At 29.5% G+C, this 24,924-nt stretch carries 20 protein-coding genes; all 20 read right to left on the minus strand.

The features are described 5' to 3' along the window. Positions 1-204: 204 nt before the first annotated feature. The 20 genes from C3729_RS12430 to C3729_RS12525 all read right to left on the minus strand — a co-directional run bounded on the left by C3729_RS12430 (position 205) and on the right by C3729_RS12525 (position 24,824). On the minus strand, positions 205-1,335 hold the full coding sequence (locus C3729_RS12430) for a DegT/DnrJ/EryC1/StrS family aminotransferase (RefSeq protein WP_104794445.1): 1,131 nt from the start codon (positions 1,333-1,335) through the stop codon (positions 205-207). Positions 1,336-1,500: 165 nt separating this feature from the next. Further along, on the minus strand, positions 1,501-2,481 hold the full coding sequence (locus C3729_RS12435; RefSeq protein ID WP_104794446.1) for an MraY family glycosyltransferase: 981 nt from the start codon (positions 2,479-2,481) through the stop codon (positions 1,501-1,503). Positions 2,482-2,483: 2 nt separating this feature from the next. Beyond that, positions 2,484-3,380, minus strand: coding sequence for an NAD-dependent epimerase/dehydratase family protein (locus C3729_RS12440; protein ID WP_104794447.1), 897 nt, complete (start codon positions 3,378-3,380; stop codon positions 2,484-2,486). After that, complete coding sequence (locus C3729_RS12445; RefSeq protein WP_104794448.1) at positions 3,380-4,534, minus strand: glycosyltransferase family 4 protein; 1,155 nt, start codon at positions 4,532-4,534, stop codon at positions 3,380-3,382. Before C3729_RS12445 ends, C3729_RS12440 begins: the two co-directional genes overlap by 1 nt. Then, entirely contained in the window at positions 4,524-5,384 is an 861-nt protein-coding gene (locus tag C3729_RS12450) for a dTDP-4-dehydrorhamnose reductase family protein (protein WP_104794449.1), read from the minus strand. Before C3729_RS12450 ends, C3729_RS12445 begins: the two co-directional genes overlap by 11 nt. Further along, a complete protein-coding gene (gene wecB / locus C3729_RS12455; protein ID WP_104794450.1) occupies positions 5,384-6,505 on the minus strand; it encodes a non-hydrolyzing UDP-N-acetylglucosamine 2-epimerase in 1,122 nt (373 codons plus the stop codon). The genes C3729_RS12450 and wecB (C3729_RS12455) overlap by 1 nt, the downstream gene beginning before the upstream one ends. 221 nt (positions 6,506-6,726) lie before the next feature. After that, a complete protein-coding gene (locus tag C3729_RS12460; protein WP_104794451.1) occupies positions 6,727-6,912 on the minus strand; it encodes a hypothetical protein in 186 nt (61 codons plus the stop codon). A 6-nt stretch (positions 6,913-6,918) separates the two neighbouring features. After that, a complete protein-coding gene (locus C3729_RS12465) occupies positions 6,919-7,953 on the minus strand; it encodes a polysaccharide biosynthesis protein (protein WP_104794452.1) in 1,035 nt (344 codons plus the stop codon). Next, positions 7,944-9,077, minus strand: coding sequence for a glycosyltransferase family 4 protein (locus C3729_RS12470; protein WP_104794453.1), 1,134 nt, complete (start codon positions 9,075-9,077; stop codon positions 7,944-7,946). Before C3729_RS12470 ends, C3729_RS12465 begins: the two co-directional genes overlap by 10 nt. Positions 9,078-9,172: 95 nt before the next feature. Then, complete coding sequence (locus tag C3729_RS12475) at positions 9,173-9,472, minus strand: hypothetical protein (protein WP_104794454.1); 300 nt, start codon at positions 9,470-9,472, stop codon at positions 9,173-9,175. A gap of 8 nt (positions 9,473-9,480) precedes the next feature. Further along, positions 9,481-10,611 carry a hypothetical protein gene (locus C3729_RS12480; RefSeq protein ID WP_104794455.1) on the minus strand — a complete coding sequence of 377 codons (1,131 nt, stop codon included), beginning with the start codon at positions 10,609-10,611 and terminating at the stop codon, positions 9,481-9,483. A gap of 12 nt (positions 10,612-10,623) precedes the next feature. Then, on the minus strand, positions 10,624-11,706 hold the full coding sequence (locus C3729_RS12485; protein ID WP_133159984.1) for a hypothetical protein: 1,083 nt from the start codon (positions 11,704-11,706) through the stop codon (positions 10,624-10,626). Between the two features lie 288 nt (positions 11,707-11,994). Beyond that, positions 11,995-13,302, minus strand: a complete 1,308-nt coding sequence (locus C3729_RS12490; RefSeq protein ID WP_104794457.1) for an oligosaccharide flippase family protein — start codon at positions 13,300-13,302, stop codon at positions 11,995-11,997. 6 nt (positions 13,303-13,308) lie between these two features. Next, complete coding sequence (gene wecB, locus C3729_RS12495) at positions 13,309-14,424, minus strand: non-hydrolyzing UDP-N-acetylglucosamine 2-epimerase (RefSeq protein ID WP_104794458.1); 1,116 nt, start codon at positions 14,422-14,424, stop codon at positions 13,309-13,311. Between the two features lie 6 nt (positions 14,425-14,430). Beyond that, positions 14,431-16,779: a GumC family protein gene (locus C3729_RS12500; RefSeq protein WP_104794459.1), complete on the minus strand. Its 2,349-nt coding sequence runs from the start codon at positions 16,777-16,779 to the stop codon at positions 14,431-14,433. Positions 16,780-16,782: 3 nt separating this feature from the next. After that, complete coding sequence (locus C3729_RS12505; RefSeq protein ID WP_104794460.1) at positions 16,783-17,586, minus strand: polysaccharide biosynthesis/export family protein; 804 nt, start codon at positions 17,584-17,586, stop codon at positions 16,783-16,785. Positions 17,587-18,159: 573 nt separating this feature from the next. Then, a complete protein-coding gene (locus tag C3729_RS12510) occupies positions 18,160-20,094 on the minus strand; it encodes a polysaccharide biosynthesis protein (RefSeq protein ID WP_104794461.1) in 1,935 nt (644 codons plus the stop codon). 158 nt (positions 20,095-20,252) lie between these two features. Then, on the minus strand, positions 20,253-23,051 hold the full coding sequence (locus tag C3729_RS12515) for a hypothetical protein (RefSeq protein WP_104794462.1): 2,799 nt from the start codon (positions 23,049-23,051) through the stop codon (positions 20,253-20,255). 8 nt (positions 23,052-23,059) lie between these two features. Beyond that, on the minus strand, positions 23,060-24,073 hold the full coding sequence (locus C3729_RS12520) for a hypothetical protein (protein WP_104794463.1): 1,014 nt from the start codon (positions 24,071-24,073) through the stop codon (positions 23,060-23,062). Position 24,074: 1 nt separating this feature from the next. Next, entirely contained in the window at positions 24,075-24,824 is a 750-nt protein-coding gene (locus C3729_RS12525; protein WP_260204525.1) for a molecular chaperone, read from the minus strand. Between the last annotated feature and the right edge of the window lie 100 nt (positions 24,825-24,924).

Genomic DNA, 24,924 nt, shown 5'->3' on the forward strand with positions numbered 1-24,924 from the left:
CTGTAATCTTTCTGTGTTCGCTTAATATAAAGCGGTTCTTGATGTTCTTTCATAACGATGTTTTTTTTGTGTATCGCTATTTCAGGACTAGACAATTCTACAAATAAAAAAGCACAGAAAAATCTGTGCTTTTACGGATTAATAGTTGGTAATCCTTCCCATTTTTTTTGTAACTTCTTCAATTATTTAATTTCTGTTGTTTTTTTACTTCATTTTCAAAACAACTTCTTTTATTCTATTTTTTTGTTCCTCTGTAAGATTAGACCCAGAAGGTAAGCATAATCCTTTATTGAACAAATCTTCGGCAACCGAGTTTCCATAATAGATGCAATTCTCAAAAACAGGCTGAAGGTGCATAGGTTTCCATAACGGTCTAGATTCTATTTTTTCTTTTTCAAACTGTAACCTAAGATCATGATTAGACCATCCTGTAATTCTTTCATCTACTGTAAGTGCGGAGAGCCAATGATTAGAATAAAAATCTTCATTGGGTTCGCTAAAAACAGTAACTCCTTCTATTTCTTGGAAAAGTTTTACATAAAAAAAGTGATTATTTCTTCTTGCCTCCACTCTTTTATCCAAAACTTCCATTTGACCCCTTCCAATTCCAGCAGAAATATTACTCATTCTATAATTGTAACCAATCTGGGAATGCTGATAGTGAGGTGCATTTTCTCTGGCTTGAGTAGAAAGAAAAACCGCTTTGTTTTTCTGTTCTAATGTATTACAAACAAGAGCTCCTCCTCCAGAAGTAGTAATAATTTTGTTCCCATTAAAACTTAAAATAGACATTTGCCCAAAAGTTCCACACTTTCTCCCTTGATAAGCAGACCCCAGCGCTTCCGCAGCGTCTTCTATAACAGGAATGTTGTACCTTTGAGCCACTTCTAATATTTCATTCATTTTTGCAGGCATTCCATAGAGATGCACTACAATTATCGCTTTTGGCAGTTTGCCTTTCGCCAATCTATCCTTAATAGCTATTTCTAGACTATTGGGACACATGTTCCATGTTTCGGGTTCACTATCGATAAAAACAGGTGTAGCACCTACATAAACGATAGGATTAGCAGAAGCAGAAAAGGTAAGTGATTGACACAGTACTTCGTCACCTTGCTTAATTCCTAAAATAATTAATGCGAGATGAAGGGCTGCTGTACCAGAACTAAGCGCAGCTACTTCTACATCTTGATTTAAGTAATTTTTAAGATCTTTTTCGAATCCTCCAACATTTGGACCAAGCGGGGCAATCCAATTTTGTTCAAAAGCCTCATGAATGAAATTTATTTCATTACCACCCATGTGTGGAGATGAAAGCCAAATTTCATTTTTCATTTGTGTTTAATTTAATTAGCACGTTTAATAATTTGTTTATACGCAAAAATAAAGAATTTTTTCGCAAAAAACAGCTAGAACAAAAGATATTTTTTTAATTATTTATTAATTTTATCCTTGTATTTTTTTTAAAATACTATTTTTTATCTTATATATCTTTTAAAATTAATATGTCTCGGTCGTTTTAAAGATGTAAAACTTAGCCAAAACATACATTGTTAGAGTAGGAAATATTAGGTATAAGATTCCTTCCACAAAATTTAGTTTCCAATAAATGATAGAAAAATTAATTAGCAATTGAATCACTCCATACATTGTAGAAACTAAAAGATGTGACCATTTCATTTTATTGACCAATAGCTGATACAAATGATGGCGATGCGCTTCAAAAATATTTTCTTTTAGTTTAATTCTTTGAATAATTGTAAAAATCACTTCTATCCCATATACTCCTATGAAGAGTAAATAAGTAAGCTCCTGGGTTTTCACTACAAGTAGTCCTAAAAGTGCTAATACCCAAAAAGCAATGCTCATACTTCCTACATCTCCTGCAAAACATTTTGCTTTTTTTCTGAAATTAAAAAATAGAAAAACTAAACTCGCCAAAACTGGATAAATAATAAAATTAACATCTGTAAAAATAATTTTATACTGATTAATGTAATATAATGTAGATAGAATTACAAAGCTGTAAAGTCCAGTGATTCCATTAATTCCGTCCATAAAATTATAGGCATTTAGTACTCCAATAATAAATATAAAGACTATTGGTAATAACCAAATAGGCAATATAAATAATATTCCTAAAAAATAAATGAGTAGTGAAACGGAAATGAAATGAAAAAAAAGTCTAAGTTTAGTAGACAAGTCAAGAATATCATCTAGAAAACTTATTACAGATAAAATAAGGAGGCCTAAACCAAAAGCCCAATATTCTTTTGGTAGAAACGTATCTTTTCTGTATAAAATGCTCGACGCAAAATATAGTAAAAAAGCAATGGGGAAAATGATTCCACCTCCTCGAAGTGTTACTTTTGTGTGAGAACTTCTATGATTGGGCTTATCTATAATATTGAACTTGTCTGCTATTCTAAAATAAAGCAGTTCTAAGACCAACAATATAAACGTTACAATGATGAATTCCATACTCAAATTTTAAAATTATTAATAACATCCGAAGGCTCCCATCCTAATTCTTTTTTAATTTTCTCATTAGAAAAAGTTAGGGAGTTGATAATTTTACTCAATTTAAGCGTATTAATAAGGGCTTTATTTCCTAAAAAATCACCACATTTAGCAATTAATTTCGCAGGTAGAAGAGGTATTGAAAAAGCATTACTCTTTCCTAATTGTTTAGCTATAATTAAGGATAACTCTTTAAAACTAGGATGTTTAGAATCACAAACATTATATATTCCTGCATTCATTTTAAAAGCATTTTCTATAATAAAAATAAAATCTTTAACAAAGAAAACACTTTTTCTAGCTTTTCCATGATTGATATTAAGATACCTTCCTTGATTAATAGCGCTAATCATATCTCCCAAATTACCTGGCGGATTTTTTCCTGCAATAAGAGAAGGTCTGAGAATAATTAATTTAACATTATTTCTTTTGCACCAATTTTGCAAAAAATCTTCTGCAATCCATTTACTTTCTGCATAAGGTGTTTTTCCATTAATAGGATGCTCTTCTGTAATTTGTGTTCCTTCTTCTCTTCCGTAGACAGCGACAGTACTAATAAAAATAAAAATCTTTGGCAAATTAATTTTTTCTAATGATTCACAAAGATTTTTAGTTCCATCTACATTTACCTCATAAAATTTTTTAATTTCTAAGTCAGTTTTAGGAATACTATGTGCTTTCCCTGCTGCATGAAACACCACATCAATATTTAACTGATCAAGGTTTGGAATTTCTTTAGAAAGATCACACTGAAAATCAGAATCATTTAATCCTAATGTAAAAACAGTATGATTTTTATTTAAATCAGAAATTAGATTTTTTCCTAAAAAACCATTAGCTCCAGTAAAGAGGATTTTCATTATAAATGCTTTTTATATTGGTTTAAAATTTTATCTTCAGAATAGTAATTTTCAGCAATTTCTCTTGCTTTCTGTCCTTTTTCATTAAAAATCCCTAAATCGGCTAATGATAAATTATTTAAAAAATTAATTATTTTATTTTTCTCTTCCCAAGTAAAAACAAACCCAATTTTATTTTCAAGAATCATTTCTCTAATTTCAGTTTTTAACTCACCAATATAAAATATTGGTCTACCTACTGCCATAATATTATATGACTTAGATGGCGTACCAAGACCATACATTCCGTTAGAAAGCGTTACCAAACCAATATTACAAGTATTGAGAACTTTTATTTGATTTTCTCTTTGAAAAGGAGGATATATTTTTACAAAATCCAATTGAAATTGTTCTTTCAAAGTTTCAATTTTTTCTTTGTAAGCACCATTTCCCACAAAATGAAATTCTAACAAAGGATTTTTCACTTTATTCAAAATTCTCATTAGCTTATCCAGACCTTGTACTCTGCCCATGTTCCCAGCAAATTGAAAAACAATTTTATCATTCCAATCACATTTTTGTGGGGTAAGAATGTCTGTTTCAGCCCAATTGGTAATAACCAAAACTTCTACATTTTTTATTTTTTTCTGAAAAATATCTTGCATATCTCTACCACAAACAATGATTTTTTGTGCTGTAGAGTATGCTTTACAGAAAATAATCTGAAGAAACCTATATCCTAATGATTTTTTTGATTTGAAAATACCGGCAGAAATTGTATTTTCAGGGAAAACATCATGAACCAGTATTTTTAAATTGGCTTTTTTAATTTTAGTTAAAATTGCGGCCAAAATTATGAAAGGAGCAGGGTTAGTAATTATTAATAGGTTTTCTTTTTTTTTCATTCTTTTTAAAAGAAAAAAGAAAAAAGAAAGGCTAACGTAAACAAAACCTATTGTCCTACTTAAAAGACTATTTTTATTAAAATCGGATGATATTCTGTTGACTTTTACTCTTGGGTCAATATAAACATCAGATTCAGCCTCTTTAGTAGCCGTAACGACATGCACCTCATATTTATCCGCTAATTCATTGGCTATTTTAGTAATGTAAAAAGCAGATGAAGTTTGATCTGGATAAAATAATTCTGAAGCAATCCACAATTTAGATTTCATACTTATAGATTTTTTTGGACTTTATCCATTCTTTCATTTCGATAAGCATCTCTCTATATTCTGGTACGTTATATGTATATTTGGTTACAATACTTAAGAGGCTTTTATCTACTTTGTAATGATCGTCTTCAATAATTGTAAGTTTATTTTCTCTAAAAATTTCATTAAATAATTGAAGTAAATCAAACTTATTAATTTTATGATGTGGAGCAATTTGTTTCAAACCAACCACATTTTCTTCAATAGCCCATTTAACAACTTTAGCCAATTCTATTGTAGTAATACCAGACCAAAATGCTTGTGAATAACCTTTTAATTGAGAATCGTCTGGTTGAGACATAAACCAATGAAACAAACCAATACCGTTTTCATTAAGTTCTGGCCCAATAATAGAAGTTCTAATCGTAAGATCTTTGTCGTTAACAATCTCTCCTAGAGCCTTAGATTGAGCGTAAAAGCCAACCCCATCTTTAAAATCTTCTTCAGTATAATTTCCTTTATTTCCACTAAAAACACAATCTGTGCTGATATGAATAACTTTGGTTCCTGTATTTTTTGTTACTTTCTCTAAATAATGAGGGAAATAACTATTGAACCAAATTGCTTTATCTGGATTGTCTTCAGCATCTTTATTCAAAATACCAATACAGTTTACAATTACATCAAACTTATGTTCAGTAATTATTTGCCCAAGCACATCAGTATTGTTTACATCTAAATTAAATGTATTTTCTGATGGTTCTATATTTCTTGCTATACCATAAGCAGCAAAACCATATTCATCTTTAAATTTATTGAAGATAACATGCCCCGCCATTCCTTTAATCCCAATTACTAAAATTTTTTTCATTATTTATCCCAAATTACTTTATTTACAATTGGTGTGTAGCTTTGTATTGCTCTAATAACTCTTGAAGATGTATTTTTGACTTTATATTCAAAAGGGAGATCTATTTCTTGATTATTATACAACCCTCTTGCAATCTCAATTGAATTAAGCATGCTTTCTTCTGAGATACCTCCTAAAACAATTGTACCCCAATCTACAGCTTCTGGTCTTTCTGTACTAGTTCTTATACTAACTGCTGGAAAATTAAGCATTGCAGATTCTTCTGAAATTGTACCGCTATCTGATAAAACAATGAAAGAATTTTTTTGAAGTTTCACATAATCAAAAAAGCCTAATGGTGCAATATTTTTAATGAGTGGATGAAATTGAAGATTACTAGCTTCTATTCTCTTTCTTGTTCTCGGGTGAGTAGAGAAAATTATTGGCACTTTATAGACTTCTGCTACTTTGTTTAATGATTTTACTAGAATTTCAAAATGGTTTTTTATGTCTATATTTTCTTCTCTGTGAGCGCTTACTACAATATATTTTTGTTTTTCTAATGATAGTTTCTCTAAAACGACAGAATTATCAATTTTAGATTTATATTTTTCTAAAACTTCAAACAGTGGAGACCCCGTTACAAAGACATGATCTTTTCTAAAACCTTCACTCAATAAATATCTCCTACTATTTTCTGTATAAGCTAGATTAATATCAGAAATATGGTCTGATATTTTTCTGTTAATTTCTTCTGGTACATTTTGATCGAAACATCTATTGCCAGCTTCCATATGGAAAATTGGGATTTTTAATCTTTTCGCAGCAATGGTACATAAAACACTATTGGTGTCACCTAAAACTAATAGTGCATCTGGTTTTATTTGAGAAAATATTTCAAAAGACTTAGCTATTACATTGCCTATAGTTTCACCTAAATGATTACCAGCTACGTTAAGAAATACATCTGGTTTTCTTAGTTCTAAATCTTCGAAAAAAATTTCGTTCAGTTCATAATCATAATTTTGACCCGTATGTATTAATGTATGTTCAAAATATACATCACATTTTTTGATACATTCTGCTAGTCTTATAATTTCTGGTCTTGTTCCTACTACCGTAGCAACTTTAATTTTTTTCATATGTTTTATTATTTCTTGAATGGCTATCTTACATCATCTTTGATTTCATGAAGATGATAATCTGACATCACCATTAATTTGGAATTATTTTTCATTGATCTAATTGCAGTATAATACCCACACGCACATACAATATATCTAAAGCTTCACTAGATAATACAAATTTTTGAACATCATCTTGCTCTTGCAAATTATTAATCTTTTTCACCCATATTGTAAATTCACCAAACATGGATAAAAACCATCTTTTTCTCTATATGATGCCCTTGCCAACCTCTTACAAAATTTAAATCGTGATTTGAAATGTTATACATTCTTTTCACTAAAGAAGCGTCAAAAGTATTATTAAATAGTAAAACTCCTATATTATCCGTAAATTTTCCACCTTTGATAAGCCTAGGTTCCATAATTATCTAATCTGGATATTGCAAGACATTTTCATTAAAAACTTCTTTTCTAATTAAAGGAAGTTTTGCCAATAGCCTTTTCATTCCTTCCACGTTTTGTTGTTCTGTATTATGAGAATGGTAATCTTCTACAAAATTAATTTTATCATTTCCTCTAGAAAAATAGTTTTCATAATTTAAATCTCTATTATCTGCAGGGATTCTAAAGAAGTTACCCATATCCTCTGCTTTTAGCATTTCTTCTCTAGTACAAAGGGTTTCGTATAATTTTTCTCCATGTCTAGTGCCAATAATTTTAATTTCATTATTAGCATTAAACATTTCTTTCAGCGCTTGAGCCAGATCACCAATTTTACCAGCTGGCGCCTTATTCACAAATAAATCACCAGGATTACCATGCTCAAAAGCAAATAAGACTAAATCTACAGCTTCATCTAAAGACATTAGAAAACGTGTCATTTCTGGGTCTGTTACAGTAATTGGATTTCCATTTTTTATTTGTTTAATAAACAGTGGAATTACTGAGCCCCTAGACGCCATTACATTTCCATACCTGGTAAGACAGACTACAGTATCTTTATGATTTCTTGATTCTGCTACCGCAACTTTCTCCATCATAGCTTTTGAAATCCCCATTGCATTAATAGGGTAAGCTGCTTTATCTGTAGAAAGGCATATTACCTTTTTCACTCCGCTATTGGCGGAGGCTCTTATTACATTTTGAGTGCCTTCTACATTGGTTTTTACAGCTTGCATTGGGAAAAACTCACAAGATGGCACTTGCTTAAGTGCTGCTGCATGAAAGATATAATCTACGCCTCTTGTTGCTGGTTCTACCGAAGAGAAGTCTCTTACATCGCCAATATAATATTTTATTTTATCATTTTTGTAGAGGTTTCTCATATCATCTTGTTTCTTTTCGTCTCTGGAAAAGATTCTGATTTCTGAGAAATGATCAGTATGTAAAAAACGATTTAATACAGCCGATCCAAAAGAACCTGTGCCACCTGTTATCAAAAGTGTTTTATTTTTTATTTCCATTTTTTATTTTGTGTATTTATAGTTTTTTCTAAAATAGCTAAATACTTTTTTGTTCTGTCTAAACTTGTTCCAAATCTTTTTAAATTAATATCTCCATTATTAACAAGAGTATTTGCTAATTGTTTATCTCGAAATATATTATACAGCGCATTTGCGAAGTCCATTGAACTCGTAGGTGTACAATATATAGCCGAGTCTCTACATATGTCTCTTGCGAACTCTAAATCAGAAACTACAAGTGGTTTTTTCATAAACATTGCTTCTAAGTATGTCGTAGAAAAAGTTTCTAAGAGGGACGGCATTAACACAGCATCCATCTGTTCATATAATGAAGGTAATTCATTAAGTGTAACTTTTCCTAAAAAATTAACATATTTCTTTAATTCTATAGGTATTTCTAAATCATATTCATTAATACTTACATGTATTATAAAAAAATCTTTTTTCTCTTTATCTCTTAAAAACTCTATTATTTCCGGCAATAAATCTAGATTTTTGTGCTGATAGTTTGCGGTAAGAAATAATATATTATAGTTGGCTTTAGATTTTAAATAGTAATCTTCATGTAATTCCTTTTGATTAAAAATTGTATTTAACGTGTTTGAAACTACATACGTTTCTTTTTTGTAATTTAAATTCTTTAAATAATATTCTCTTGAATAATCTGTTTCAAAAATTAAAGCATCAGAATTTTTATTAAAACAAAAAACTTTAATAAAATTAAGTATTTTAAATTTAAAAAAAGTTTTAAAAGATATTTTCTTAAAATAGGGAGAGTTGGGATAAATGACGAACCCCCATGCAAATCCAACTATTTTTTTATAATCACTTTTATGATATGACGGTCCAAAAACAGTAAATATTACATCTGGTTTAATTGTATTTTCTATTTTTTTTAATTCTTTTATCCTTTTAAATATTGATTTTTCTTCTTTTTTGGAAAAATTAATAAAAGTAAAATTTTCTGGAAAACTTTCATTTCCTAATTCTTTAGAAGAATTGAAAGATTGAACAATATAATATTCATTGTTATATCCAAGTTTTTTTAAATCCCTTATAAAAGAAGCAGCAACTTGTAAACCTCCCCCTGCAAATAAATTAGAATTATCAATTAAAATCTTCATTATTATTCAATATTTGGTGATTTTTTTATTACGGTAGTATTTTTCAAAAAAAAAATTAAAATTAACAAAAAAATTATAAAATTTCAGCAAAAAATTTATTTCCCTATACTTTTTTGACTTATGTACGTCTTCAAAGAAATTTGGACATTTTGGAATAAATTCTTAAGTTTTTTTCTAATAAAAAAACCTTTTAATCCATAAAGAGGATGCCCCTTAAAATCATAAAAATAAAAATTAGAGGGGAAGCTCGTTTTATCAATCTCTTTAGAAAGAGTAGGACTAAAAAATATATGATAAGTATTATGCAGATGTGATTTGCATTCTTGAATAAAAGAAAATGCAACTTGAGTAACTCCCGTCCCACTTAAAGTTGTAGTATTGATTATTAGTTTCATATATTAATTTAGGAATAGTCTAGCTCTTCTAAAACACTTTTTAAGAATGCTTTATTATCTACTGAATTATATAATCTGATTGCATTTTTAGAAAATTGTTCATGGTTTTCATTTATTTCTAAAATATTTTGACACAATTCATCAATATTACCATTATCAAAAATTCTACCACAATTATACTTTTCGAAAGGAATTTTGAGACCAGGAATATTATTTCCTATCATGGGGATACCATACCCTGAATACTCAAATATCTTATTGGGAGCGCAAAATATCTGATTAAGTGATATAGGGTCATACATTAATATCCCAATATTTGCTAAAGAGGTAATATAGAGATGCTGAGGAGAAGGAATAAAAGAAATATGTATAAGTGATGGACATAGTTTTTTATATTTTTCAATCATTCCATAATCTCGTCCCATAATTACTGGTACATATTCTTCTCCTAATTTATTTACTGCTTTTAAAATAAAAGACAAGTCTCTTTCTGGAGAAACTAATCCTTGATAAAGGATTACTTTTCTTTTGAGATTAACTATTTGGTGGTAAAGTTCTGGCTGGTGGTTTTTCAAAAAGTTCAAAGCCAGAGAATTCTCTTCTAAACTGTAGGGTTTATTAGGTAAAACTAATGGAATTTTTTTGGGTTGAAACCAAACATTAAAAATTGCAGCTCGGATTTCCTCACACACTATAAGTCTTTTAGCTTTTTTCACATATTTATTAATAACATATCTGTAAAGCTTAGAATGATCATACATTTCTAAAATATGCATTACATATGATAATTTATTAGGTAATGAAGAAAATAATAATGGTGCTAGACTATCTGCATCTACAAACCATATTAGAGCATTAGTATTTTCTTTATTCCATAAATGAGCCAGAACTGCTTTTCTATATTTGTACCAAGTTTTTAGTTTTACAAAAAGAGATCTTTTTTCTAGATCTACGAAACTCCCTAAATTTAATTCAATATAGTTAACATTTATTTTTCTAAAACGGTCTTTCCAAAATTCGTTAAGTCCTAATGTAATTAGGGTAACCTCTACTCCTAAATCTCTTAGATGCTGTATTACCATCTGAGTTGGAGGTTCTTTTTCAATTGTATTTTTATGAATAATAATTACTTTCCTCATAAATAAAAAAGTTTAATTAAAACTCCACTTATACCTTATAAATGGTTCAATAAAAAAAATGATAAGTAAGAAAAATAGCATTGGGTAAAGACCTTGAGTAATTCCTGATAAAATATCACCTCTTACAGTGAGTAAACTTGCCAAAAATGAAAGAAGACTAATAAGTAGTGTGAAGTAATTATCAGATAAAAGAAAAGCATCTACTAATCTTAATAAAATTCCAGCATATAATCCCATAAGAAATGAGTATAGTATAACTCCATATATACCATTATTTGCCCATCCTTCGCCAGCTACTCCTGCTGCATTAGACCATTTATAATCAGCGAGATGCTGAGGTTCAAAGTTCTGCCCACCCAATTTCACTTCTGTTAAGGCTACGCCAAATCCTACTGGCTTTTCTTTCCATACACTTCTAGGAATAGGATTAAGTAATACTGCTTTCAAAGTATAATTTAGAGGCAAATAAGGAACTGTATTTCCAAATTTATCTACTGAAAGTTCATAATCTTTGAGTAAAAGGTCTCCTTCTGTAGAACTATAATCTTTTTGAGATTGTGAAAAATCCATTTCGGTTATCGTGTTCTGTAACATGTCCAAATTATCAATCTCTTTATTTCGAATAGATGAAAGAGCTAAAAACATTAATAACACAATTAAACCAGGATACAAAACTTTAGGAGAAAATAAAATTCCTTTCAATGGTGATAATCCACTTGAAAAATTAGAAATAATTTTGGCTAAAATAATAATAATCAATAGCACAATTATAGCTCCTCTGGTTCCTCTTGGAAAAGCGACAAGTGCTAGAGCAAGAAAAGAAAGATTGGTATAAAAATAAGAAGTGTTAAATTTCGAGTTATTATAGCTTAAAACAAATAAAATTAATGAAGAAACTGAATAAAGTGAAAACTGAATAATACTTAAATAAGTAGGAGCATCTTCTATTTCGGGCAATCTATAATAAAATCTAGTGACCGCTTTTTCAAAAGAACCATACAACCATGTATTCAATGACAAATCAAAAGTTATATAAGTGAGTACAATTAAAAAAAGGAAAAATTGTTGACTTCTGGTTAATGGTTTAATGTCCAAGGATTTAAGCACAGTGCTTTTTCTTTGAAAATAATTTACCAGAAATTTTAGTTCTCTATTTCGGATAAAATATGTGGTTCCAAAGAAAATAAAAAAAGATAATGTTAAAATTAGTTCAGATTTTTCGGAGAGCACAATTTCTTTTGTCTGTCCAAAAAAAAGGATAAAAATCATTAACATGTAAAACATAGGATCAATAATGAAATTATATTTTTTTTTAATAATTATCATTATTGCAAAAAAGATAGCAAAAAATCCAGGAAACGTCATTACTCTTAAGATTACATGTTAATTTAAATATCTTCTAATATACAAAAACTGAATGATTGCATGACAAAAATAGCTTATAAGATAAGCTAATGATAATCCTATAGCACCTAGAGCTTCTTTTTCAACTAAAAAATGAGTACTTACAGTAAGTATAATTGCCCACATGAGATTAGCATAAAAACCTAACCACATTTTCCCTTGGCTTGCAATAGCCTGACCAATTACATTATTTATAGAAATTAATCCTGTTGTAATGAACATAATTATTATTGGCCATAATAAATCATTATATTTTGCTCCATAAAAATCTACAATTAATGGAGAAAGTATCACAAAAACGATTACTAAAAAAAAAGCTAGAACAATATTTATTTTAAGATTTTTATTATAAACCATTCTGTATTGCGCCTTGTCTTCTACTCTTGAAGATAAAAGAGGAAGTGCTATTTGCGATAAAGCGGCAGGAATGAATAAAATGGTATTTCTCCATTGGCTAGCAATATCAAAATTAGCCATTTGTAAATATCCACTGGGTTGATTTACTAAAACATAATTAGCATACCATACCACTGGTGCAACCATTAATCCCGCTAAAAAAGCTGGAAAGCTAAAATCCCATAGTATTTTAATTTCTTTAAAATTCTCTTTGCTCCAAAATTCAATTTTAAATTCTGAATAGAATTTTTTTCTTAGAGTGATAAAATTGAAAATAAAAAATAAAACGTAATTAGCTCCAAATGCGATGATTACAACATCTAAAGTATAAAATCTTGCCGCTAATATCAAAAGAACAGAAGAAATAATTCCGCTCATCGCACTATTGATAGATAATTCTTTAAATTTTTCTATTCCTGCTAAAATTCCATTCTGTATACCATTCACCGAAGAAAAGAATAAAATAAAAGCACTTATTTTAATTTCTGTATTTAAATTCGGAGCATTTATTTGATGCGCTATAGGTATAGCAAACAGATAAATTAGAAAGGAAATGAGAATGCTAATTACTATTGCAAAAAAAGTAGACATTCCTACAATTCTCTCTAATTTTATTTTTTGAGAAAAACGATATTGTGCAATAAACTTAGTTGCGGTCATTCCTAGCTCCATACCAGCAAACATGGCAAACATTAAAATTGTAGATTTTATGATTCCAAATTGCCCATACTCTTCTTTGTCTAAATATTTAGCCATAAAGATTGTAGCAATTAACAATGTAAACTTAGAGATTACATTCCCTAAAATAATCCAAAAACTCTGACTAAAAATTTTTCTGTTTAAATCTGAAGATAGTGTTTTTACTATTTTTTCATGTATAATTCTTCGCATAAACCGCTATAGATTTGCAATAAAATCTACTATTCTTTCACTTGCTTTTCCGTCTCCATAAGGATTATGTAATTCACTCATCAAAGAATATTTCTCAGTATTTTCTAATAAAATATTAGTTTCTTTTACAATTTTTTGTTTATCTGTACCTACAAGAATTACTGTTCCAGAATCTACTGCTTCAGGGCGTTCTGTAGTATCTCTCATTACTAATACTGGTTTCCCTAAACTAGGAGCTTCTTCTTGAATTCCTCCCGAATCTGTAATAATTAAATATGCATTTTTCATTAACCAAACAAATGCGGGATATGATAATGGGGAAACTAATTTTATATTTTCTATTCCAGAAAGTAATTCATAAACAGGACCTTTAATATTAGGATTTAAATGTACGGGATAAATAATCTGTACATTCTTATTATTTAAGGCTACCTCTTTTAGTGCTTCACAAATATTAATAAAGCCTAAACCATGATTCTCTCTTCTATGACCAGTTATTAAAATAATTTTCTTCTCCGTATCTATTATTTTTTTAAGCTCTAAAATTTCGGAATTTTCAAAATTTTGGACTCTCTTGGAACTAAAAAGTAATGCATCAATAACTGTATTTCCTGTAATTACAATACTATTCTCTTTAATATTTTCCTTCCTTAAGTTTTGTTCAGAGTTTTCCGTAGGCACGAAATGATAATCAGCTACGCGACCTGCTATTTGTCTATTCATTTCCTCTGGGAAAGGAGATTTTTTATTATTAGTTCTTAATCCTGCCTCTACATGACAAACTTTAGCACCTGCATAGAAAGAAGCTATACTTGCTGCCATAGTAGTAGTAGTATCTCCGTGAACATAGACATAATCGGGCTTATATTCTTCAAGTATGGGCTGAAGTCCTGTAATAATATCAGAAGTTAGGGAATATAAATTTTGATTAGGCTTCATAAGATTTAAATCATAATCAGGAGTAATTTCAAAAAAATCTAGTACTTGATCTAGCATTTCTCTATGCTGAGCGGTGACACATACTTTTGTTTGAAATTGGTCTCGTTTTTGAAACTCTTTAATTAAAGGAGCCATTTTTATTGCTTCTGGACGAGTTCCAAATATGATTAAATTTTTTTTCATAGATGATTAGTTATTTAGTTTTTCTTTTATTCTCTCAAAAAATGTTTTTTCTTTAGCGCCGTATCCATAGCCATATTTATTACCATACCCGAAATAATCACTATTTACATCATTTATGACAAAAGCTGTGTTTTTAATTTTATGAGATTCTATATTCTTGTTTGCAAACTCTACTAAAAGTTTTTCTGTGTATTGTGATCTTACCACATATAATGTTACATCTGCCCATTCTGAGATTAAGAATGAATCTGTAACCAACATCAATGGAGCTGTATCAAGAATTATGTAGTCATAACTTTGAGATAGAATATTGATTAGGGCTTCAAATTTTCCATTAGAAAGTAAATCAGTAGGATTTGGGGGGATATTTCCAGAATACATTACATCAAGATGAGGATTGAAAATACTTTTATGTATTAACGTTTCAATATCCATACTTTCATTATGTAAATACTCTGTAAGCCCGCTTAGACCTTTTCTTTCGGTATTATATCTCTGAAGTTGAGGATTTCTAATATCTGCTCCAATAATAATAGTCTTTTTGGTAGGGCTCGCTATGGTTAATGCAAGATTTACAGAAATAAATGTTTTTCCTTCTCCCTTTACACTTGAAGTAACCATTACCACCTTTCCTTTCTTTTTCTTTGTCATAAAATTCATATTGGTAATTAGAATTCTAAATGACTCTGCTAAAGGAGAGTTATCATTTACCTTCACTAGATCATGGTCTCCTTTTTCTAAACGAGGAATTTCGCCTATGATAGGTTTCCCTTTAGAAATTTTTTCAATGTCATGTTTTGATTTTACTTTATTATTAAATCTTTCTAACAATGAAATAATAATGTAAGGAATTAATAATCCTAAAAACAAACCTGCTAATAGAATAATTGAAGATTTAGGGGCTACCTGAGCATTTTTAAATGCTTTATCTACAATTCTTGCTTTGGGAGCTGTCACCGCTAGGGATATCTGAGTCTCTTCTCTTTTTTGTAATAACAATAAATAGAGCGACTCTTTAATTTGTTGCTCACGTTCTATGCTTCTAAACAATTTTTCTTGCGCAGGTATTTTTGCAATTTTACCAGACACTAAATTCTGCTCTTGTTCGTAAGTACTTACAGCCAGCTGCAATCCGTTTTTGTTTTTTTGAAGATTTTGTAAAATAGTTGGTCTTAAATTATTAATTTGAGACGTAACTTCTATTACTAATGGGTTCTGAGGTGTTGCGTTCTCTAGTAACCTATTTCTTTCTAGAATTAATTGATTATAAGCTGTAATATTAGCTACTGCTCCTGGATTATCTAATCCAATATTATTAGGAATTACTTGATAGTTTCCTTGTCTGGAAACAAAAGAGATTAAGCTATTTGTTAACTCTAATTGTGAGGCCAGCTCTAGTTCTTTGGCTCTAGCTTCTGCAGAGGTTTTAAGGCCTAATTCTCCTTCGACAGCTAAATCAGTAATTTGATTGTTTCTTTTGAATTGTTCTTTTTGACTTTCTACATTCCCTAAATCTTTACCTACGTTTGCTATTCTTTCTTCAATAAATTCAGCTGTTTTCTTGGACTCTTCATTTTTATCATTAATAGCATCTGCATTGTAGACTTCAACTAAGTGATTAATTATATCCTTTGCTTTATCAATATTGGGATAATTCATTGATAATTTAATCACGGTAACATCTTTATTTACTAATGAGGCATTAATTAGCTTTTGATAGTCTATGGTTTTGTTTTCAATATTAGAAACATTAATGATAAGTTCATCTAACTTTTCTTTGCTAGGTTTAAAAATTTTGTTTTTTAAAATAATAACATTTGCGTTCGGCAATGATACAACCTTATTATAGGTAGTCACTGTAGTAAAACCTTCCTTGTTGGTTATGGTTATTTTTTCTCCTTTTAATGAAAGAAATAATGGTTCTGGTTTCTTTTCAGTACTTTTTTCATTTACTATTTTTACAATAATGGGAGAAGTTTTACCAAATACTTCAGTGTCTTTAAATAATCCTGGTTTATAAATATCTGTCTCTAAACCTAAATCTTTAATTACAGTTGTAATGAGTTTTTTAGACTTTAAAACTTCAATTTCATTATCAACTCCATCCGAACTCATTTTACCCAATCCAGACAAATCTCTCAGCATTTCAAAGTCTTGACCACCCATTGATCTTTTAGAATCTCTAATCAATACTGTAGAAACAACTTCATAAATTGGGTTTTGTGTTTTTAGAAAAAAATAAGCAATTAGTAATGTAAAAATTCCACTCAATGCAAACCATTTCCATCGTTTAATATAGGGTCTGATAAGTTCATTTATATGAATTTCTTCTTTTTGGAAACTATTATTGTTCATTTTCTAATTTTTAAAAATCAAAGCTAAAATTGTTACAACGATTGAGGCTACTGAAATGTAAATACCTGTATTAGGGTCTAATCTAGACGTTTTTTGTTTTGTTTCATTTGGAGATACAATAATCACATCATTTTGTTTCAAATAGAAATATGGAGAATTTATAAAATCTGCTTTGGTAAGATCTAATCTTTGCTTCGTTATTACACCATCTACATTTCTAATAACCAAAACATCATCTCTATTTCCATAAATCGTTAAATCGCCAGCTAAACCCATTACTTCTAACAAAGTAGTCTGTGCTTCGGGAATATTATATGTTCCTGGACGATTTACTTCTCCTAAGACTGTAATTTTATAATTGGTGTTTTTAACCGAAACCTGAGGATTTATAACATATTTTGTTATTTCTTTCTTTAAGGTTTCTTTTAAATCCTCCGTTGTTAAATTTTCAGTATTTATTTTACCCACAACAGGAAAATCTATATTCCCCTGAGTATCTACTATATATGTAGGTCCTGAGGTAGAAGTCTGATTTTGGGTAGGCATATTATTACTCGCAGTAGAATATTGTAAAATTTGTCCCGAAGAAAAATTTTGGTTAAAGGGTCTTACCACATCCATATCTTTTGCGGTTACCAAAATAACGAGTTGATCATTTGGTTGTATTGTAGATTTTGCATTTTTCATCGAGGCTTGTAGTGCCACATTTTCGATGTTTTGCAGGTAATCTAATTTTTTTTGACTGGTACAAGAATTTAGAAAAATAAATACTAGATTTATTAATAAAATAAAAATATTTTTCTTCATTTATTAAATTTATAATTAAAATATACAGTTTTGTTTTAAAAGTGTCTTTTTAAGGACGTACAATATAGGACTTTCTTTTATAATAACAGAAGTTTAATGCCGTTAAAAACCTCTGATCATACTATTTTTACTTTACAGTTTTTTTCTTTTTTTTTACAGCTTCGCTTAGTGAGTCCCATAATTTATCACTCACCTTATTTCATTCTCATTCTCCAAGAATTATATAATACTAAAATTATATTCATTCTTATTTATTATCATTCTTTTCATTTATACCAACGTAAAAATAGTAAATTTTGTATCTCTACTTTCTATTTTTCGTCACTTGAATTTCATTTTATAAATTTTAAAGACTTAAAGCCTTTTTTTCACTATTTTACTTCTTCTCTAACATGCAAAAAAATCTCATGATTTTGTCATGAAATTTATTGCTGATATAAAAATTTAGCTTTTTAAAATGATTTGTAATAATATTCCTCAGCATTGTAATATCTATTCAATTGAAGACTTTTTATAAGGTGTTTATTAATTTTTAAAAGAAGAACCTTATTTAAAATAAATCTTAGTGTTATTTTAACGATCTAATTTTTCGAAAATTGAATTATTGCTGATGAATTCTGGCACCATATTTTTAAGGATTCTCACAATTTGATTATTATCGTGAGATAGTGTAGCGTTTTCTATTTGTTCTAATAAATCTTTTATTTCATTATATTCCTTATGAGGATCCATAGAAACCATTATTTTATGGTGAGGTGTTGGAAGATTTTTTGTATTATCGCTTAATAACTCCTCATATAATTTTTCTCCAGGTCTTAATCCTGTATATTTTAATAGAATATCTTTTTCTGGTTCTTTTCCTGAAAGTTTAATCATTTTTATTGCTAAATCTTTTATTTTCACAGGTTTTCCCATATCAAAGACAAAAATTTCGCCTCCTTTTCCCATAGTAGAGGCTTGCAGCACTAATTCGCATGCTTCAGAAATGGTCATAAAATATCTAACAATATCTGGGTGGGTAATGGTAATGGGCCCTCCTGCTTCAATTTGTTTTTTGAAAAGTGGAATTACAGAACCGTTGCTACCTAAAACATTTCCAAATCTGGTGGTAATAAATTTGGTTTTATTTTCTGGTAAAAATTGTAAAGATTGTACTAATAATTCTGCAGATCTCTTAGAGGCTCCCATTACATTGGTAGGGTTTACCGCTTTATCTGTAGAAACCATTACAAATGTTTTTATATTATACAGCACAGAGAGTTTTGCCAGATTTTGTGTTCCCAATATATTTACCCAAACTGCTTCGTGAGGGTTATTTTCGATCATTGGAACATGTTTATAGGCCGCTGCATGATATACCAAATCAAAATTGAATTTTGTAAAGATGCTTTCGAGTCTTTTTTTATTGGTAATATCTGCTAAAATGAATTCAAAATCTATATCTGGAAATTTTTCGTTCATTTCCAACTGGATTTCGTGTAACGGTGTTTCCGCTTGGTCTACTACTACTACTTTAGAGGGTTTATATGAAGCTACTTTTCTCACAATTTCGCTCCCAATAGAACCTGCACCTCCAGTTACTAGAACTGATTTATTTTCATGAATTAATCTTACTTCTTCATTTTCAATACAAATAGGTTCTCTATTGAGTAAATCTTCTATTTGAAAGCTACGAATATTGGTATGAATTTTTTCAGGATTGAATTCTTCCACCAAAGGAGCTTGAAAAATTTCCATTTCTTTCTCTAAAAACAAATTCACCCATTCTGTTAATTCATTAGCAGATAAATTTTCTTTAAGAATTAAAATCCCATCTATTTCTAACTCTTCTTTCGGTGTTTTAATAAAAGTATCCTGAGTCATGATATCTAGTCCAAAAATTTTGGCATTTCTAGAATCATTTCTCTTGGTTAAAAACCCTTTTAATTTATATTGTAGATTATGACTTTCGATGATAGAATTTGCGATTGCTACCGAATAATCAGAAATTCCTAAAATTAATATTCTTTTTTTAAGAGAATTGTCTTTGTACTCCTTAATCCAGCGAAACATTTCCTTCACAAAAAGACGAAACATAAATAACGTACTAAATGAAAAGAAGAAAAAAACGATAAAGAATGATATATTTTCAGGAACTGAATGATCATAGACCATATTGTATACTCCAGAAAGAGCCCACAGTGTAAATGTAGTAGCAACAATGCACCATAATAGATTCAATAAATCATAAAAAGTAGAGTGTCTTATAATACCTGCGTATGTTTTAAAAACATACATATAAAAAAGACTTACTGCTATTATTAAAGCATAACCTGCAAAACTTTCTGCTATAAAATCGGAATGGTTTAGAACTTTTTCTAAAATTTTGAATGAAAAGAAAGTAGAAACTCCAATTAAAAAAACATCTATTGCGATGATGATGTATCTTGGTAAATATCTTATATTGGCTAAATTAAGTAAAACATTTACCTCATTCATCTTGTTTTCTGGTTCATTTTTCTGAGTCATCATGGGTGCTTTTAATCTTTATATGGTTGTCTACCGAAAAGTATACATGCAAATTTACATAAATCTGAATAATTTTCAAATTTGTTTTGTAGTTATTTGTATTAACGAATTGTGAATTGAACGCTAAATGGGAGAATCGAGAACCGAAAACTGAGAATTTAGTTTCCTGTACCAAATCTTTTTACTTCTAGTTTTTTTTCTTTTACTTTTAACAAGAAATCTTTTAAACTATTATCAGAGCCTTCTTCTACTTCAACAGTCATAAGATTATCATCTATATAAACATTCTTTTGTAGATATTGTTTATCAATAGACACTTGATAATCACCTAAAGGGAGATACATGATATACTCTCCTCGAGTATTTAGATATGTAGTATAAATTTTTCCGTTACTGTTTATAAATTGTATTGGGATTCCTGCAAAAATTTCTAGAACCTCATATTGTGTTTTTGTTGTTTTTTGATAGATAACCTTTCCTCTTACAACGCCAGAATGTTGCAAAGGAATAAGTAAAAACATTTCCTTTTTATCTAATTTTATTTTTTGGTCTTCCGAATACCATTTTGTTTCTAAAGATTTTATGGTATATTCTCCATAAGGCAGTCTTCTATATTTCACATTTCCGTCCTTATCAGAAATAAAAATGGTATTATTTACTTTTATTTTACTATTCGGGGCTGGTAGATCAATGCCCTCATCAAACTTGTTGTTATGATTGATGTCTAAAAATGTAAATATCTTTAGTGTACCGTTCTTGTATTGCACGGTTTCCTCACCTATTGTGGGAATCTCTTGAGTAATTCCTATTTGATAATAAACATTAGAAGCGCCATAAAAATTATTATCAAAACGACTATATAGTACATTAGCAAATATTTTGGTAGAGATAAAAGGTCTATAATCTGCTCCTGTATTTAAAGACCAAGTAGTTCCTGTATTACTATTATAGGTTGCAAGAGTTGTAAAATTGAGACTTGTTTTTTTATTCGGCGATTCCCATTTATAATATGCTAATCCAGAAATTTTTTGGGTATTCTTAGTTAATTGTCCTTCATTATTTCCTTCGTATAGCATAAAGTTTCCTTTCTGATATAAAGCACTTATCATTAAACTTTTATAAAACCAATTTGCCTGCCATTGATTTATGTAAGATGAATTGGTTCTATTTTTGTAATGAGACCAGCCCTGAGAAGTAGAAATATTCAATCTATTTTCTGAACGATTTATATTATAATTGATTGCGGCAGAAAACGTAGTAGCATTAAAAATGATGTTGGTTTTTATAAAATCATTCCCCAAGAATATATTCGCATTTTCATTCCAATTTTGAGAAAAAATATTTGCGGAAATTTTTTTTGTAAGAGGGAAATTACTTCCTATTTCTATTTTTAATCTCGTAGTTTTGTTATCAAATCTGTATTGCGGATTAAGTTCTTGTGGGTCATACGCATTATAACTGCCTGATGTATAAAAAGACATTTTCCCAAAATTCCTTGCTAATCTTTGCTCAATCATTGTAGCCCCTCTTTTTAATCCAGGATAATATTTACTACTGTAAAAATTATTTGAACTCCATGACCAGTTTTTCCAATTTTTTAAATACATCCAAGCTAATGCTAAAGAAGATTTCTCTAAATTGAAGTGATTATTAATTTCAGAATTCCCATAACTTATATCAAACTTATGAACAGTGTTATTTTTATTATTCCATTCTAAGCCATTTTTAAAGATTATATTATTTTGTTCTTTGTCTGTATCAAAAATAAATTCATTATTCAAAGTAAATTTATCGTTAATCTGTAAAGTCGATTTAGCAAAAGCTGTATACCCTCTTTTCATTTCAGCATTAAAGGGATCTACCAGGTTAAAACTCTTTTCCGCAACACCTATACTCCCTGACCACTTTTTATTATTTAAGGGCAGAACATTTAACTCCAGCCCTCTACCTAGAACGCTTACTTCCAATCCATTAGCATTAACATTACCTAATTTTAACTCTAGCGGACCTTTTCCGAATGTAAGGTATGAATTCTGTAGAATAATTTTTTCTGCATTATTGGGCCAATAAGAGGCATTAAGATTCAGTCCAATTTTAGTGTTATTTAGATTTGCTTCTGTATGCAAGTCTAAATGGTTAGATGAGCCAAAATCTGACCAAGGATTAGAAGCCATCCAAGTTATATAATTAGGATTTTTTTGAAAAAGGCGTTGATTTATATTTAGTGGGTCTACATACCTTCTATCTCCTAGAGCGTTTTGAACCATTATCATCGCATTTCCAAAATATTCATTATTACTATCAAATGCTGCAATATTTACGGTAAAAAGTTCAATATTTATTATTTCTTTATCAATAACTTTATTAAAAGAAACAATTTTATTTTCAAAAGGCTGTAGTGTTATCTCTTTTTTCAGTGTGGTTGAATTCCCTCTTCCTTGAGGGAAGCTAGCTAATACATTTACTTTTTCAGTTTGATTTCCAGAATTGAACACTTGTGCTGATACTTTAAGAGAATCACCAATTTTTTCCATAAGCAGATACGGCTGAGTTGCTATTAACTTTAATAGCCTAATTGGCTGGATTTTCAGTTCTGTATTAGCTTCTGCTTTTTTTATCCCTAAACTATCAATTGCCGTAATATTTATATTGAATTCTCCTGCTGGTTGTGATTTTTCAACCCATAATTTAAAAGGATAATATAATTCTTCATTTGGTTCTAATGTGATGATTGTATTTGTAGATAATATCTTTACAGCTTTGGGTACATTTGCATTTAATTGAAACTTTTGTTCTTTAGAAGTTTCATTTTTCATTTTTAACAACAAGGTTATTCTATCGTCATTTTTGGCAGATATTTTTTCATCAGTAACCATAGAAATATTCTTTGTTTGAGCAAAACAAAGAATTGTATTTAATAAGATTATAAAACTCCAATTTTTTTTAAAGGTCTTCATATCCTACTTTATTGCGGAATCATCGTAAAAAATACGGTTTCCGAGTACTGTTCGTAGTCTTTATCAAAAAAATTGGTATCTCCAGGTTTTGTAGAATAAATGGCATCAAAAAATTTGTTTCCTGCATGCTCTGTATTACTAAACAATTTTTGCTGTGCACTGGAAAGATATACCTCACCCATTGTTCTCTGAGTTGCATTCTCTTTGATCATTAATTTCACCGTATTAATAGGTAAAATTTTATTAGACGCACTTGTAAGATTGTTAGACAATGCGTTTACTCTTACCTCATAAGGAGTTGAAGAATAAGTAGATAATGCATTTGGATAACTTTTAGAAACGCCGTTTGCGTAATCATTAGCCGATTTAAATTCTAACCATACATTTTTTGCAGAGGCATTTAATTGCATTCCATATTTAGGTTCAACAGGTAGATTATCTGTGGGTAAAATCTGCATCCAATAAGAAAATGGAGCGCTAGCTTTAATCTCTCCTTTTCTGTTTCTTACTTCTATTATTAAATTAACTCTATAATTATAGTATGACACATAATCTTTTAAATAAGCTCCTCCTTCAATAAAAAGATGATAAAAAAATTTTATTGAAAAATAGTACTTTATTTGAAGATTATATGGGGAATTATATACCCAATAAGAGTTAGCATTTAAAAAAGGAATAGGAGTTTTCACAAGACCTATATTATCTGCTGTAGGATAAATATTATCTTCATTTGGACCGTTAGCAACCAAATAACTATATTGATATTTTAGTTTATACGGAGGAAAGTTTTTATAGCCATTAGAAATATTCCCATCCACTCTAAAACTTAGATACCAGTCTTGCATTGGATTCCCTTGCGAGTTTTGCACCTCTAGAAATACCGTGGAATGGTTATAGGAGGTAAGACCATTATAAGAAGTAAGTCCTGCCCAGCCATTATCCCAAGCGCTCACTTTCACTTCTTGTGCATTTACAAGGCATACCCCCCACAAAAAGATTAAAAAAAACGCTTTATTTATCATTTTACTCGATATTAAAATTTAACTCCGCCATTTTGACGGTATCATCATTACCATAAGAAAAAATAGAAGATGCAATGTATTTCCCTTGTGGTACATTTTGTGGAATTTCTATTTTAATTTTTCTTTTGTCTCCTGGAAGTGTATATAAAACTTGATCTTGAAGTTTTACTTTGTTTCCATTATTTTGATTCACTAGCTCGGTAGATAATGTCCCATCTGTCCACATATTTCCATTATTTATCATTTCTAGCTCTAATTTTTCTGTTTTCTTATTCCAAGAAAAATCAATAAAATCTATGGAAGGATTAGGTGTTTCTGGATATCTATGATATATTTTAATTCCTGATCTTAGGCTCACCTTTACTAATGCTCCTTTTTCATTATAAGAATCCACAGGATTGGTTTGGGTAATATAGAGCATTGCAGTATGGACTTTAAGTGTATCCTTTTTATTGTAAGGCGGTGACACTGTAATTTCTAATTCTTTGGACTCACCTGGAGGCAAAGTAAAATAAGATTGGGGAGCAACCGTAATCCATGATGCACAAGAATTCTCTAGAGTATTAGGGTCAGCAGTAATATTATTCCCATTTTCATCATATTTCCAATCTCCAAAAGATACAGAAAGAATAAGTGGTGTTGTTTTACTATCATTTGTTACCACTACTTTCTTTGTAAGTTTATCTCCTGATTCCGCTACAAAGTAATTTCTAGGAGGCGTAACCCCTAAACCCGTCTGTGCTTTACCCAAAAATGGAATAAAACATATAAAGCACTGAATTAAAAATAGTATATTTTTCATTATTACAAAAAAAAGACAATTTAAGATAAAAATCCTAAATTGCCTTCTT

It is taken from the genome of Cloacibacterium normanense (assembly GCF_002943105.1).
Taxonomy (GTDB): Bacteria; Bacteroidota; Bacteroidia; order Flavobacteriales; family Weeksellaceae; genus Cloacibacterium.

Coding starts and splice junctions, on each gene's coding strand:
- C3729_RS12430 (WP_104794445.1), bottom strand. CDS start 1,335: ATGAAAAATGAAATTTGGCTTTCATCTCCACACATGGGTGGTAATGAA.
- C3729_RS12435 (WP_104794446.1), bottom strand. CDS start 2,481: ATGGAATTCATCATTGTAACGTTTATATTGTTGGTCTTAGAACTGCTT.
- C3729_RS12440 (WP_104794447.1), bottom strand. CDS start 3,380: ATGAAAATCCTCTTTACTGGAGCTAATGGTTTTTTAGGAAAAAATCTA.
- C3729_RS12445 (WP_104794448.1), bottom strand. CDS start 4,534: ATGAAATCTAAATTGTGGATTGCTTCAGAATTATTTTATCCAGATCAA.
- C3729_RS12450 (WP_104794449.1), bottom strand. CDS start 5,384: ATGAAAAAAATTTTAGTAATTGGGATTAAAGGAATGGCGGGGCATGTT.
- wecB (WP_104794450.1), bottom strand. CDS start 6,505: ATGAAAAAAATTAAAGTTGCTACGGTAGTAGGAACAAGACCAGAAATT.
- C3729_RS12460 (WP_104794451.1), bottom strand. CDS start 6,912: ATGGAACCTAGGCTTATCAAAGGTGGAAAATTTACGGATAATATAGGA.
- C3729_RS12465 (WP_104794452.1), bottom strand. CDS start 7,953: ATGGAAATAAAAAATAAAACACTTTTGATAACAGGTGGCACAGGTTCT.
- C3729_RS12470 (WP_104794453.1), bottom strand. CDS start 9,077: ATGAAGATTTTAATTGATAATTCTAATTTATTTGCAGGGGGAGGTTTA.
- C3729_RS12475 (WP_104794454.1), bottom strand. CDS start 9,472: ATGAAACTAATAATCAATACTACAACTTTAAGTGGGACGGGAGTTACT.
- C3729_RS12480 (WP_104794455.1), bottom strand. CDS start 10,611: ATGAGGAAAGTAATTATTATTCATAAAAATACAATTGAAAAAGAACCT.
- C3729_RS12490 (WP_104794457.1), bottom strand. CDS start 13,302: ATGCGAAGAATTATACATGAAAAAATAGTAAAAACACTATCTTCAGAT.
- wecB (WP_104794458.1), bottom strand. CDS start 14,424: ATGAAAAAAAATTTAATCATATTTGGAACTCGTCCAGAAGCAATAAAA.
- C3729_RS12500 (WP_104794459.1), bottom strand. CDS start 16,779: ATGAACAATAATAGTTTCCAAAAAGAAGAAATTCATATAAATGAACTT.
- C3729_RS12505 (WP_104794460.1), bottom strand. CDS start 17,586: ATGAAGAAAAATATTTTTATTTTATTAATAAATCTAGTATTTATTTTT.
- C3729_RS12510 (WP_104794461.1), bottom strand. CDS start 20,094: ATGACTCAGAAAAATGAACCAGAAAACAAGATGAATGAGGTAAATGTT.
- C3729_RS12515 (WP_104794462.1), bottom strand. CDS start 23,051: ATGAAGACCTTTAAAAAAAATTGGAGTTTTATAATCTTATTAAATACA.
- C3729_RS12520 (WP_104794463.1), bottom strand. CDS start 24,073: ATGATAAATAAAGCGTTTTTTTTAATCTTTTTGTGGGGGGTATGCCTT.